Source organism: Bacillus sp. FSL W7-1582 (assembly GCF_038593325.1).
GTDB classification, from domain to species: Bacteria; Bacillota; Bacilli; order Bacillales; family Bacillaceae; genus Bacillus; species Bacillus altitudinis.
In genome coordinates this window covers 2,180,098-2,193,347 of record NZ_CP151987.1, presented here as the reverse complement: position 1 = coordinate 2,193,347, position 13,250 = coordinate 2,180,098, and the positions used below count along the sequence as shown (strand labels likewise).

The following is a 13,250-nucleotide window of genomic DNA, read 5'->3' as shown; positions in this document are numbered from 1 at the left end:
AAAATGCCTGTTATGTCATATATAGACGCTATTACACTAGCGATGAAAGAAGAAATGGAGCGAGATCCGAAAGTGTTTGTGCTCGGAGAGGATGTCGGGAAAAAAGGCGGCGTATTTAAAGCAACAGCGGGTCTTTACGAGCAATTTGGAGAAGCGCGCGTCATGGATACACCTCTTGCCGAATCAGCGATTGCAGGTGTAGGTATTGGGGCTGCTATGTATGGAATGCGTCCGATCGCAGAGATGCAATTTGCGGATTTTATTATGCCAGCCATCAACCAAATCATTTCAGAGGCTGCAAAAATTAGATATCGTTCCAATAATGATTGGAGCTGCCCAATGGTCATTCGTGCTCCTTACGGGGGCGGCGTACACGGGGCGCTTTATCATTCACAATCGGTCGAAGCCATTTTTGCCAATCAGCCAGGCTTAAAGATTGTGATGCCTTCTACACCTTATGATGTCAAAGGGTTGTTAAAAGCCGCAGTGCGTGATCCAGATCCTGTATTGTTCTTTGAACACAAACGTGCATACCGTCTCATTAAAGGAGAAGTGCCTGAAGAGGATTATACGCTCCCTATTGGAAAAGCGGATGTGAAACGAGAAGGCGATGACATTACGGTCATTACATATGGCCTTTGTGTTCATTTTGCCCTCCAAGCAGCAGAGCGCCTTGCGAAGGACGGAATTTCTGCTCATATTCTCGATTTACGTACAGTGTACCCGCTTGATCAAGAAGCGATTATTGAAGCGGCATCAAAAACAGGGAAAGTACTCTTGTTAACAGAAGATACAAAAGAAGGAAGCATCATGAGTGAAGTAGCGGCCATCATTTCAGAGCACTGCTTGTTTGATTTAGATGCGCCAATTAAACGTCTAGCAGGACCTGATATCCCTGCAATGCCTTATGCACCGACAATGGAGAAATTCTTCATGGTTAATCCGGATAAGGTAGAAGCTGAAATGAGAGAACTAGCGGCGTTTTAAGAAAGAGGAGGGTTTCAAAGTGGCAACTGAACAAATGAAAATGCCTCAGCTTGGTGAAAGTGTAACAGAAGGAACCATTAGCAAATGGCTCGTTTCACCTGGCGATCATGTGAATAAATACGATCCGATTGCGGAAGTCATGACAGATAAAGTAAATGCAGAAGTTCCGTCATCCTATACAGGAACAATCACTAAACTAGCGGCTGCAGAGGGTGATACACTTCAAGTAGGAGAAGTGTTTTGTGAAATTGAAGTAGAAGGCAGTGCGCAGCAGAGTGCGAAAACAGAAGAGGCGCCTGCGCAAGATGAAGCACCAGAACCTGACCAAACAAATGTGGATCAGAGTCAAAAGAAACGATACTCTCCGGCAGTCCTGCGTTTAGCAGATGAGCACGGAATTGATTTAGCGGCTGTTCATGGAACGGGAGCTGGCGGCAGAATCACAAGAAAAGATTTGCTGAAGCTTATCGAAAGTGGAGTCGCACAAGAAACGGCAGCACCTGTGAGTGAAGGTACGGGTCAAACAGAACCTGCAAAGCCGTCACAAGCAAAAGCAGCTCCTTCCATCCCTTCAATGCCTGGAGATGTTGAACTGCCGGTCACTCCGATTAGACAGGCGATTGCCGCAAACATGCTAAGAAGCAAGCATGAAATTCCACATGCCTGGACGATGATGGAAGTGGATGTGACAAACCTTGTGACAAGAAGAAATCAGCTAAAAGATCAATTCAAAGCAAAAGAAGGCTTTAATTTGACGTTCTTTGCGTTCTTTGTCAAAGCAGTGGCTCAGGCCTTAAAGGAATTCCCTGAAATGAACAGCATGTGGGCTGGTGATAAAATTGTTCAAAAGAAAGCGATCAATGTCTCCATTGCTGTTGCGACAGATGACGCTCTTTTTGTCCCAGTGATTAAAGATGCGGATGAGAAAACGATTAAGGGAATCGCCAAGGAAATTCATGAACTTGCTTTCAAGGTCAGACAAGGCAAACTGAAGCAAAGTGACATGGAAGGCGGCACTTTCACTGTGAACAACACAGGATCGTTTGGTTCGGTTCAATCAATGGGGATCATTAACTATCCGCAAGCAGCCATTTTACAAGTAGAATCTATTGTAAAGCGCCCGATGATTGTAAATGGTATGATTGCCGCAAGAGATATGGTGAATCTTTGTCTTTCATTAGATCATAGAGTACTCGATGGTCTTGTATGCGGTAGATTCCTGCAAAGAATTAAACAAATTCTTGAAGGCATTGACGAGCAGACGTCCGTCTATTAAGCTCATTTATATGTCCCCTTCTCACAATGAGAGGGGGATTTCCATATCAATCAGAAAGGAGCGATGAGATGTCTGGATTAGATTTCTTTGCTTTTCTTACGATTGGTCTGATGTTTATCACAGCCATTGCGTTCGCTTTTCTTCGGTATATTTCCAAATCACGCAATCATCCTGAACGCTTACTGCTCATCATATCGATCGTTTCAATCATTCAAATCGCCTATTGCTTGTTGATGATAGGTGGATTTAAAGGAGTCGCCAATAGTTTATTAGGCATTTCCCTTCTGATAGGTACACTGCTAGGGTATGCACTTGAATATTTATACAGACGTTATATCAAAAAAACGCCCGCATCGAAATGATGCAGGCGTTTTCTTTATTCTGCCGGAACAATAAAGGTCAAATGCTGTTTTAATACTTCAAGGGAAGAAGGAGCGGTCATGTATACTTCACCATCTGTATCTGCATCCATTTCCTCTTTAGTATGAATATGAATGCGGGATGCTTGTATAAGAGACAGGTCACCTTTAAAATCTTCTAGCTCTTCGCGGTTCATTGAAAAAATCTCTTTTAAAGCAGAGAAACTCGTATTTCTGCAAATTAAAATTTCGGCTTTTCCATCATCAATTGAAGCATTTGGCAGATCTATTTTATTTGTACCGATAAAGTGCCCATTCATGACAAGGACAATCACAGCTTCTTCTTCCCAGTTTTCCTCTTCCGTTTCAATGCGTACATAGAAAGGTTCTGTCTGCTGAAGGGTTCGAAGAGCGCTCGTGAAGTAACTGATTTTTCCGAGGACAGCTTTTTCTTTATCATTAATATTGTTTGAGGTATCTGCGATGAGACCAATCCCCCAAAAATTTAAAAGGTATCGATCATCTGCTTTGATTAAATCGACCTTTTTTTCAGTGCCATCTATCACCATTTGAGCGGCCTTTGGCATCTGCTGCGGGATGCCTAGCGTTCTAGAAAAGTCATTGCACGTCCCGCCAGGTAAAATCGCTACAGCTGGCCTTTTTTCTAAACCGCCAATTCCATTCATACATTCATGGACGGTTCCGTCTCCGCCTAGTATAATCAACAATTCAATCGACTCATCCATCTCGCGGCAGAAATGATAGGCATCATTCGGCTGTTTTGTAGGCTTAAGGATGAGTTCATCAATATGTAAAGAAAGAAGAGGCACTGTTTGACCTAGTGTTTTTTCCATGTTTTTTTGTCCAGCATTTCCGTTATAAATGAGTATCGCTTTTTTGAATTGTGCCATCACGCAGTTCTCCCTTTCATCACTTTATTATCACTTTTCCCCAATTCCACAGGTCATAAACGACGTTTGAAAAAAGTGAAGGGGACGAAACAAGACATTTGCCCGCCGGCGTTTTCCTTGATATGATGTAGTTAAAATGGTTTGGTACGTAGAAGGAGTGGACGGTTATGAATATTGATTTTAATTTATTTATGAATGATATCGTGAAACAAGCACGAGAAGAAATTAAACAGGCAGGCTATACGGAGCTGACAACAGCTGAAGAAGTTGATGAAGCGCTAACGAAAAAAGGAACGACACTTGTTATGGTGAATTCAGTGTGCGGCTGTGCAGGCGGTATTGCAAGACCAGCGGCTGGTTATTCTGTTCATTACGATAAGCGTCCAGATCAATTGCTCACAGTGTTTGCTGGACAGGACAAAGAAGCAACCGCAAGAGCACGTGAATACTTTGAAGGCTTCCCGCCATCTTCACCATCATTTGCTCTATTAAAAGACGGGAAGATCATTAAAATGGTCGAACGTCACGAAATCGAAGGACATGAACCGATGGAAGTGGTGTCAAAACTTCAAGCCGCTTTCGATGAGTATTGCGAAGAAGTGTAACATGTTACTTTTGAATGAATCATTTAGAGGCAGTCCGGTCTTTTGATCGGTCTGTTTTTTTGTTTTATATGACATACGAATCAAAATAATTTTAGCAAAATACTATTGCATATCAAAAAGAAAGTGTTTAAAATACATTATAGTGAATAAATATTCAAATCTACTCATGATTTTAAATACTAGGAGGCATTATCATATGAAAAAGTGGTTATTATTACTTATGACAGCTGGTCTTGCAGCTGCATTAGCAGCATGCGGAACTTCTTCTAATAATTCAAACGCATCAGGAGACGACAAAACACTCATTATGGCGACTTCAGCAGATTATCCGCCATTTGAATCAAAAGATGGTGATAAAATTATCGGTTTTGATGTCGACCTTGCTACAGCTCTAGCGAAAAAGAACGGCTACAAGCTAGAAATTCAAGATATGGACTTTGCAAGCCTCGTGTCAGCTCTTAAAACAAATAAAGCTGATATTGTGCTTGCAGGTATGACACCTACTGAAAAGCGTAAAAAACAAGTTGATTTCTCAGATGTTTACTACAATGCTGAAAACTTGGTTGTATCAAAAAAATCTAGCGGTATGAAAACAGAGAAAGATTTAAAAGACAAAACGGTTGGCGTTCAATTAGGTTCTATCCAGCAAGATGAAGCAAATGGATTGCAAAAGAAATATAACTTAACGGTCGAAGATCGTAATAAAATCTCTGATATCATTCAAGAAATTAAGGCAGGCCGTTTTGATGCAGCCATTATTGAAGATAAAGTAGCGGCTGGCTACTTGAAAAAGGAAAAAGATTTCCAAGCGTTTGGATTGAATAGCTCAAACGAAGGTTCAGCCATTGCATTCAAAAAAAATAGCGACTTAACAGCGAAATTCAATAAATCATTAAAAGAAATGAAGGATAATGGCGAACTTGATAAACTCATTAAAAAATGGTTTGCTGATGAAAAGTAAGTCAGGAAAAGGATCAGCGTCATTCATGAAAATCAAGTAGAAAGCGCTGAAAAGTTCAACATGTGTTGAACTTTTTTCCTGTTTTATTCTTTGATTTTATCTGAAGGAAAAAAAGGAGAATATCATGATGGATTTTAAAGATGTCATACCTCAGATGCCCTTTATTTTAGAAGGTCTTAAAGTAACGCTTTCTATTGTTGTGGTATCACTGTTCCTTGGTTTTATTTTAGGAATCTTATTAACGCTCTGTAAAATTAGTGTATTTAAGCCGCTTATCTGGCTAGCAGATTTTTATACGTCAATCTTCCGAGGCACACCGCTTGTGCTTCAGCTTTTGATTATTTATTTTGGTCTTCCCCAGCTGCTCGGCTTTCAAATTGATCAATACTGGGCAGCTGTAGCAGCATTTTCACTAAACTCGGCGGCGTACGTTTCTGAGATCATTCGTGCAGGAATCAATGCCATTGATAAAGGGCAAAAAGAAGCGGCCGTTGCTTTAGGTATCCCGTATGCTAAAATGATGAAGGACTTATTGCTTCCGCAAGCATTCAAAAATATTTCACCAGCACTTGTGAACGAAACGATTACACTGACAAAAGAATCAGCGATTGTCACAGTCATTGGACTGGGCGATGTCATGAGACGAGCTTATCAAGCAGGTGCCGTCACCTATAACTATCTTGAACCGCTTATTTTTGCGGGTCTCATCTATTATGTCATCGTGCTTATTCTTACCTTCGTCGGCAAATCGGTGGAAAGGAAGTTAAAATCAAATGATTAAAATAGAGAAACTCACAAAATCTTTCGGTAAAAATGAAGTGTTGAAAGGGATTGATACCACGATTAAAGAAGGCGAAGTGGTAGCTGTCATCGGGCCTTCTGGTTCAGGAAAATCAACATTTCTTCGCTGTATTAACTTACTTGAAAAACCGACTTCTGGAGTGATTACGATTCAGGGGACGGAAATTACCAATCCAAAAACAAATGCATTAAAAGTGCGCGAGAATATTGGTATGGTATTTCAGCATTTTCACTTATTCCCGCACAAAACAGTGCTAGAAAATATTACGTATGCGCCAATGAATGTAAAGAACCAATCGAAGGAAGACAGCATCAAGCAGGCAGAGGAGCTTTTAAAAAAGGTTGGACTTTTAGAGAAAAAAGATGATTATCCGAACCGGCTGTCAGGTGGTCAAAAGCAGCGTGTCGCCATTGCACGTGCCCTTGCGATGACACCAGACATCATGCTTTTTGACGAGCCGACGTCTGCTCTTGATCCAGAAATGGTAAAGGAAGTATTAGAGGTCATGAAAGAGCTCGCTCAATCTGGGATGACGCTGATGATCGTCACACATGAAATGGGCTTTGCAAAAGAAGTGGCAGACCGTGTGATCTTTATGGATGATGGGAAAATTGTAGAGGATGCCAATCCTGTAGAATTCTTTGAATCTCCGTCTTCACAGCGTGCTCAAGATTTCTTACAAAAAATATTATAATGAAAAAAACGAGGAGGAGACTTAACATCTCCTTCTTTTTTTGATTATAATGGGGAAAGTAAAAAAAGTTCATCATTTCACAAAAGTAGACAGAAAAGAGTGAATCACATCATGTTTAAAATCGGCTACCGAACGCTGAAAACAGCATTAGGAACAGCTCTAGCCATTTACATTGCACAAATGCTCGGTCTGCAAAACTATTCAGCTGCCGGCATTATTACGATTCTTTGTATTCAGGTGACGAAAAAAAGGTCACTCCTCGCATCTGGGGCCCGCTTTGCCGCATGCAGTCTTGCCATCTTATTTTCTTATTTATTTTTTGATCTGATTGGGTATCATCCTTTTGTCATTGGACTGATGCTGCTCGTCTTTATTCCAACAACGGTCTTGCTTCGGATTAAAGAAGGGATTGTCACAAGTTCAGTGATTATCCTTCATTTGTATATGTCTGGAGGCATTACGCTTCATCTCATCTGGAATGAGCTTTTACTCATCACCATTGGTGTAGGGGTCGCACTCATTATGAACCTGTATATGCCTAGCGTTGATAAAAAGCTGAAACAATACAGTGAACAAATTGAAGCGAATTTTGCGAAAATCTTTGAAGAAATCGAGCAATATTTAATGACCGGAAAACAAGACTGGACAGGAAAAGAAATTCCAGAGACGCATCAATTGATTAAAGAAGCGAAGGCTCTTGCATACCGTGATGTTGAAAACCATGTCTTAAGACATGAAAATCTGTATTATCATTATTTCAACATGAGACAAAAGCAATTTGAAATCATTGAGCGTGTGCTTCCGAAAATTACGTCCATTTCTGTTACAACGGAGCATGGGCAAATCATTGCAGAATATATTAGAGATTTACGAGAACATATTCACCCAGGGAACACGGCGCATAAGTTCTTAAGACGCCTGATTGATATGAAAGAAGAGTTTGATGCACTGCCGCTTCCGCAAACACGTGAAGAATTTGAAGCTAGAGCCGCACTCTTTCATTTTCTCGGGGAAATGGAACAATATTTGGTGCTGAAAAGTTATTTTAAAGGGATGAAAGAATAAAGACGCATGAGTTCCTCCTTCATTGGTCAATCTAATGAAAAAGGAGGAGCCTATGCGTCTTTTATTTTATACTGTGCTGACCATGTCCCTTTCACCCATCTGGCCGCTTGGGCAAAACCCGCTTCCAGGAGACCCGTATGTCATTATTAATAAACAAACAAACGAGCTTGCGTATATTGATCATGGGAAAATTCAAAAAGTCTACCCGGCTTCTACTGGCAAAACAGCTGATTTAACGCCAGAAGGTGAATTTACGATTATGATCAAAGCGAAAGATCCTTATTACAGAAGAAAAAATATTGAAGGCGGCGCGAAGAATAACCCACTCGGCCGAAGGTGGATTGGATTTGATGCGCGAGGAACCGACGGGAGAACCTATGGCATTCATGGAACAAGTGATGAGACATCGATAGGGAAATTTATTACGGCGGGCTGTGTACGTCTTCATAATCAAGATGTAGAACGGCTATTTGATCAGCTTCCAGTTGGTACAAAGGTATGGATCACGACATCAAGCGATGCATTTGAAAAACTGGCCAAAGACAAACAGGCCATTCGTTAAAAAACGAATCACCTGCTTGTCTGCTTTTTTATCAACACTTTATAAAAAGGCTGCCGCTCCTGCTAAAAGTGAAGAAATTAACAGTAAGCTAATCATGAGCAATACCATAAATTTCATGAATTTCTGAGACATATCGCACCCCTATAATCAAATGTTTTTGCGACGAGCGCACCTTTCTTTATTCTAGCTCGTTTTTACGCAGGCGACAAGTGATGTACAAAGGAAGTGAACGGATGAATCAAATCGATCATATAGCCATTGCCGTTTTTTCAATTCAAAAAACAGCACGTACGTTCTCCAGGCTGTTTAACTGGGAATTTTCAGACATAGAAGTACTTCCAAATCAAGGGGTCAAAGTATCTTTTGCTTCCCTAGGTGATCTGCACATTGAGTTGATTGAACCGATATCAAATCACAGCACATTACATACCTTCTTAACAAAAAGAGGAGAGGGGCTTCATCATATTGCATTAAAGTCAGGTGACATTCAGGCTGATCTCAGTCAACTTGACGAGCTCGGCATGCAGCTCATTCAAAAGGACGCACAAAATGGTGCGAACGGAAAGCGCATCGCGTTTATTTCACCAAAAGAAACGTCAGGTGTGCTATTTGAATTGTGTGCGCCATTGAAAGGAGAGAAACAGGAAGATGCATGAATCGTTCAATGACTTGTCTGAATGGCGCGAGAAAGCTTTAAGGGGTGGCGGTGAAAAACGAGCAGCGGCTCACCGAAACAAAGGAAAGCTGACTGTTCGTCAGCGGCTTCATGAACTTCTTGATGAAGGCAGCTTTATGGAAATCCAGTCATTTGCTAAAGGCTCCCGCTCAGAGCATTTAGGGGATGGCGTTGTCACTGGGACGGGACTGATTCATGGGAAACAAGTAGGCGTTTATGCACAAGATGCGACCGTGTACGGGGGTTCACTAGGGGACATGCATGCGAAAAAAATAGCGGCTTTAATGGATTTGGCGGCTAAAAATCAAATGCCTGTTATCGGTCTAAAAGACTCAGGTGGTGCGAGAATTCAAGAGGGTGTGGTATCATTAGAGGGATATGGTCAGATTTTTAAACGGAATGTGCTGTACTCTGGTCAAATTCCGCAAATATCCGTTATTTTAGGCTCCTGTGCGGGAGGTGCAGTTTATTCACCTGCATTGACGGATTTTGTATTCATGACGGAGCAAACAGCTCATATGTTTTTAACTGGTCCGAAAGTGATAGAAAAAGCAACAGGAGAGACGGTCTGTCCTGACCGGCTTGGAGGTGCAGCAGTTCAGCATCAAACAAGCGGGAATGTGCACTATACAGGGAAAGATGAGAGAGACGTGTTAAAAGCAGTTCGAACGCTTTTAACGTACATACCAACGAAACGACGGCCTGTCATTCATCGTAAGGTGCAAAAGCATGATGCGAGCGATCTTGGGAACATCTTGCCAAAGGAGCCATCACGCACTTATGATGTCAAACAAGTGGTGACAGCGATCACCGACCACGGCTCATTTTTTGAAACGCAGCGTTGTTTCTCCAAAAATATCGTCACAGGTTTTGCCAGATTACAAGGGTCTTCCATTGGTCTTGTAGCCAATCAGCCTAAGGTGCTGGCAGGAAGCCTTGACCTCGATGCTGCTGATAAAGCGGCTCGGTTTATTCGATTTTGCGATGCATTTCACATTCCCATTTTAACCCTTGTGGACGTTCCTGGTTTTTTGCCAGGTGAGAAAGCTGAGCATGCAGGCATTATCCGCCACGGCGCAAAGCTTCTGTATGCGTATGCTGAGGCGACTGTTCCAAAAATCACTGTGATTTTGAGAAAGGCGTTTGGCGGCGCATACGTTGCGATGAATAGTAAGGGATTAGGTGCTGACTTTGTATATGCATGGCCAGAGGCAGAAATTGATGTCATGGGAAAATCGTTTGCAGACGAAATTGTTCATCCTGCTTTGCGTGAGGTGGACAATGAACCTAGTGTCATCAAGGCAGCACAATTAGGATTAATCGACGATATTTTAATGCCAGATGAAACGAGAGAGCGGCTCATTCGCTCATTTGACCTGCTTCGCAGTAAGGAAGAAGATAGACCGTTAAAAAAGCATGGAAACATGCCGCTATAAGAGGAGGAACATCATCATGATCAATGAGAAACGCTTATTAGACGAATTTTTAGAACTTGTTCAAATCGATTCAGAAACGAAACATGAAGAAAAAATTGTTGAAGTCCTAAAAGAGAAATTTACTGGTTTAGGGCTTAATGTAGTTGAAGATGATTCAAAAGAGACAACCGGCCACGGAGCAGGCAACCTTATTTGCACACTTGAAGGGAATCAAGAGGCAGATACGATTTATTTTACTTCTCATATGGATACAGTTGTACCAGGTAATGGTGTTAAGCCAGTCATTGAAGACGGCTATGTCAAGACAGATGGCACAACCATTCTTGGTGCTGACGATAAAACAGGGCTTGCTGCAATGTTTGAAGCGATCCGTGTCCTAAAAGAGAAAAATGTACCGCATGGCAAGATTGAATTTGTCATTACAGCTGGTGAAGAATCAGGACTTGTAGGAGCAAAAGCGTTAGATCCGAAACTGATGACAGCAAAATATGGTTATGCGCTTGATTCAGATGGCAAGGTCGGTACCATCATCGTGGCTGCGCCAACACAGGCGAAAGTACGTGCAACCATTTACGGAAAAACAGCTCACGCAGGTGTGGCACCAGAAAAAGGCGTTTCTGCGATTACGATTGCATCAAAAGCGATCGCCAGCATGCCGCTTGGCCGTATTGATGAAGAAACAACGGCGAATATCGGCCGTTTTGAAGGTGGAACACAAACGAATATTGTCTGTGATCAAGTGGATATTCTGGCAGAGGCGCGTTCTTTAGAACCGGCAAAAATGGAAGCACAAGTAGCAAAAATGAAAGAAGCCTTTGAAAAAACCGCTAAAGAAATGGGCGGAAGTGCCGATGTACAAATTGACATCATGTATCCAGGCTTTAAATTCTCACACGGCGATCAAGTCGTTGAAGTGGCGAAAAAAGCGGCTGCGAAAATTGGCCGCCCTTCAGAACTACAGACAAGCGGGGGAGGCAGTGATGCAAACGTCATTGCTGGAAATGGCATCCCAACTGTCAACCTAGCTGTTGGATATGAAGATATTCATACGAAAAATGAGAAAATGCCGATTGAAGAATTAGTCAAGACAGCTGAAATGGTTCTCGCCATTATCGAAGAAACGACAAATCCATCGTAAAGGCAGGAGACTCTGTGAGCACGCAAAAGATCATTATTTTCCAAGTGGGACAAGAGGATTTTGGTATCAGCGTAGAGCATATACGCTCGATTGAGAAGGTCCCTTATTTACAAGAAGTATCGAACCTTCCAAAAGAGATTAAAGGACTCATGTCGTTAAGAGGAGAGGTCATTCCAGTCAGTGACACAGGTGTCATGCTGCACGGAAAACCTCTGGATGTAACCGAACAGTCTAAGGTTCTACTATTTGAATTAAACGATCAAATGATTGGCTGCCTTGTTTCTGATGCAAAAGATATCATTGATATCGAGCTAAGTGAGATCAAGCCATTTCATATGAACACAAAAGCATCTGAATATTTCTTCGGCGTCGTTGAGAGAGAGAACAAGATGATTTTACAAGTGGACCCTAATAAGTTTCTAGGGAAAATTGAGGATCTTGATCAATTGCCTGAGCGATTGAAAGAGGAATTGGCATAAACAAAGGCCCCTTATCCATGGATAAGGGGTCATTTTGCGTGCCGGAGCTCACGAATCTTTTATTTGTTGCGCTCTACAGAAGACAAATATAGCCCCCTTATCATGTTTAGGTAAGGGGGCTATAATTTATTCAGCTGCTGGGTTAATTGAATCGTTTGCCGCAGCTTTTGTTTTTGATTTTTGGTACATCACATTTAAAATAATCGTTTGAATGGTGAGTAAAAGTCCACTTGTCATCCAATATAAAGGAAGAGCAGCGGGAGCATTAATTGATAGAAACAGCATCATGACTGGGAAAATCATGCCCATGATTTTTGCTTGTTTCAGTGCAGCTTCTGTTTGGGTGCCTGATTGCTTTGCGAATTTTTGTGTGACATAAAATTGCAAGAAATACATGGCCCCTGCAAAGATTGCCACCAAAAGATCAGTTTGTCCTAAGTTAAACCATAAGAACGAATGCGTTGCGATCTCAGGTGTTGAGCGAATTGCCGAGTAAAAGCCAAGAACAATTGGGATTTGAATCAGCATCGGCAGACAGCCCATTGCCAGCGGGTTCACATTGTTGTCTTTATATACTTTCATCATTTCCATTTGCAGTTCTTTTTGTTTTTCAGGTTCTTTCGTTTTTTTCAATTTGCTTTGTATTTGGTCAATCTGAGGTTTAACGAGTGCCATTTTCTCTTGCATCACTCTCTGCTTTTTAAATTGGTTTGCAAAAAGCGGGAAAATAAGCAGCCGGACAATCAATGTCACGAACATAATGGATAAACCGTAGTCATCATGGAAAAAGTTCGCAAGCCAGATAATCAACTCAGAAAAAGGCTGAACAAAATAATGATGGAAAAACCCATCAGAGCTTGTATTTGTTTGCGCACTCGCAGCAAATGCCGGTGACGCTACCATCATCAAAAATAAAGTCGTACAAATAGTCAATAAACGTTTCAATTCGTTTCCTCCTCAATAATAAAATCTAATAAGAGAGAGGAAGCGAATGGTCTTCATCATCATTTGATGATCTTTTCATTCGAATGACTTTACTAATCCAAGTTGTAATGCGATCATATATGATAAACAGAAAGTCTGTTCGATTCAAACAAGATGCGTCCAACTCTTCTAAACGATGTCCTCCGAGGTGCTCGTTCATTCGGCAGTCTTTTAATAAGAAAGCAATACCGATGGCGGTCAGCGCTGGAAGAATAATCGTAAAGAATTCAACAAGGAAAAAGACTTCATTGAATGTATCAATAATCATGATTATCACATCCATTTCATTACTCACAGTGTACTATACACCATATG

17 protein-coding genes are annotated in these 13,250 nt (G+C 41.5%); 13 read left to right on the top strand and 4 right to left on the bottom strand.

The features are described 5' to 3' along the window. Window positions 1–3: 3 nt before the first annotated feature. The 3 genes from NSQ11_RS11245 (at window position 4) to NSQ11_RS11235 (ending at window position 2,625) form a co-directional block, all read left to right on the top strand. A complete protein-coding gene (locus NSQ11_RS11245; RefSeq protein ID WP_007501148.1) occupies window positions 4–987 on the top strand; it encodes an alpha-ketoacid dehydrogenase subunit beta in 984 nt (327 codons plus the stop codon). Between the two features lie 19 nt (window positions 988–1,006). Then, on the top strand, window positions 1,007–2,263 hold the full coding sequence (locus NSQ11_RS11240; protein ID WP_035390777.1) for a dihydrolipoamide acetyltransferase family protein: 1,257 nt from the start codon (window positions 1,007–1,009) through the stop codon (window positions 2,261–2,263). A gap of 68 nt (window positions 2,264–2,331) precedes the next feature. Continuing rightward, entirely contained in the window at window positions 2,332–2,625 is a 294-nt protein-coding gene (locus NSQ11_RS11235; RefSeq protein ID WP_008342236.1) for a YesK-like family protein, read from the top strand. Window positions 2,626–2,639: 14 nt separating this feature from the next. Here NSQ11_RS11235 and NSQ11_RS11230 read toward each other — a convergent pair whose 3' ends face one another. Further along, window positions 2,640–3,533, bottom strand: a complete 894-nt coding sequence (locus tag NSQ11_RS11230; protein ID WP_008342237.1) for a YegS/Rv2252/BmrU family lipid kinase — start codon at window positions 3,531–3,533, stop codon at window positions 2,640–2,642. A gap of 167 nt (window positions 3,534–3,700) precedes the next feature. Between NSQ11_RS11230 and NSQ11_RS11225 the strand changes: the two genes are divergently transcribed. The 6 genes from NSQ11_RS11225 (at window position 3,701) to NSQ11_RS11200 (ending at window position 8,222) form a co-directional block, all read left to right on the top strand. Beyond that, window positions 3,701–4,138 (top strand): BrxA/BrxB family bacilliredoxin, encoded by a 438-nt coding sequence (locus NSQ11_RS11225; protein ID WP_007501138.1) that lies wholly within the window; start codon window positions 3,701–3,703, stop codon window positions 4,136–4,138. Between the two features lie 196 nt (window positions 4,139–4,334). After that, window positions 4,335–5,099, top strand: coding sequence for a transporter substrate-binding domain-containing protein (locus NSQ11_RS11220; protein ID WP_017357953.1), 765 nt, complete (start codon window positions 4,335–4,337; stop codon window positions 5,097–5,099). A 121-nt stretch (window positions 5,100–5,220) separates the two neighbouring features. Continuing rightward, window positions 5,221–5,880, top strand: coding sequence for an amino acid ABC transporter permease (locus NSQ11_RS11215; protein ID WP_024718895.1), 660 nt, complete (start codon window positions 5,221–5,223; stop codon window positions 5,878–5,880). Beyond that, window positions 5,873–6,595 carry an amino acid ABC transporter ATP-binding protein gene (locus NSQ11_RS11210; RefSeq protein WP_017357952.1) on the top strand — a complete coding sequence of 241 codons (723 nt, stop codon included), beginning with the start codon at window positions 5,873–5,875 and terminating at the stop codon, window positions 6,593–6,595. The genes NSQ11_RS11215 and NSQ11_RS11210 overlap by 8 nt, the downstream gene beginning before the upstream one ends. A gap of 111 nt (window positions 6,596–6,706) precedes the next feature. Beyond that, window positions 6,707–7,660: an aromatic acid exporter family protein gene (locus NSQ11_RS11205; protein ID WP_007501130.1), complete on the top strand. Its 954-nt coding sequence runs from the start codon at window positions 6,707–6,709 to the stop codon at window positions 7,658–7,660. A gap of 52 nt (window positions 7,661–7,712) precedes the next feature. Continuing rightward, a complete protein-coding gene (locus NSQ11_RS11200) occupies window positions 7,713–8,222 on the top strand; it encodes a L,D-transpeptidase (RefSeq protein WP_008342241.1) in 510 nt (169 codons plus the stop codon). 39 nt (window positions 8,223–8,261) lie between these two features. On the opposite strand, the gene prli42 is transcribed toward NSQ11_RS11200, so the two are convergent. Further along, complete coding sequence (prli42, locus tag NSQ11_RS11195) at window positions 8,262–8,354, bottom strand: stressosome-associated protein Prli42 (protein WP_017357951.1); 93 nt, start codon at window positions 8,352–8,354, stop codon at window positions 8,262–8,264. 101 nt (window positions 8,355–8,455) lie between these two features. Between prli42 and mce the strand changes: the two genes are divergently transcribed. Genes mce through NSQ11_RS11175 form a run of 4 tightly spaced genes read left to right on the top strand, consistent with a single transcriptional unit; the run spans window position 8,456 to window position 11,951 of the window. Next, on the top strand, window positions 8,456–8,878 hold the full coding sequence (gene mce, locus NSQ11_RS11190) for a methylmalonyl-CoA epimerase (protein ID WP_017367566.1): 423 nt from the start codon (window positions 8,456–8,458) through the stop codon (window positions 8,876–8,878). Next, window positions 8,871–10,334, top strand: a complete 1,464-nt coding sequence (locus NSQ11_RS11185) for an acyl-CoA carboxylase subunit beta (protein WP_017357949.1) — start codon at window positions 8,871–8,873, stop codon at window positions 10,332–10,334. Before mce ends, NSQ11_RS11185 begins: the two co-directional genes overlap by 8 nt. Window positions 10,335–10,350: 16 nt before the next feature. Further along, entirely contained in the window at window positions 10,351–11,472 is a 1,122-nt protein-coding gene (locus NSQ11_RS11180) for a tripeptidase T (RefSeq protein ID WP_035390776.1), read from the top strand. 14 nt (window positions 11,473–11,486) lie between these two features. Further along, window positions 11,487–11,951, top strand: a complete 465-nt coding sequence (locus NSQ11_RS11175; protein ID WP_008342245.1) for a chemotaxis protein CheW — start codon at window positions 11,487–11,489, stop codon at window positions 11,949–11,951. A 126-nt stretch (window positions 11,952–12,077) separates the two neighbouring features. Here NSQ11_RS11175 and NSQ11_RS11170 read toward each other — a convergent pair whose 3' ends face one another. Both NSQ11_RS11170 and NSQ11_RS11165 read right to left on the bottom strand, forming a co-directional pair. Continuing rightward, on the bottom strand, window positions 12,078–12,896 hold the full coding sequence (locus tag NSQ11_RS11170) for a membrane protein insertase YidC (protein ID WP_007501121.1): 819 nt from the start codon (window positions 12,894–12,896) through the stop codon (window positions 12,078–12,080). Between the two features lie 25 nt (window positions 12,897–12,921). Further along, window positions 12,922–13,203 carry a hypothetical protein gene (locus NSQ11_RS11165; protein WP_008342247.1) on the bottom strand — a complete coding sequence of 94 codons (282 nt, stop codon included), beginning with the start codon at window positions 13,201–13,203 and terminating at the stop codon, window positions 12,922–12,924. Between the last annotated feature and the right edge of the window lie 47 nt (window positions 13,204–13,250).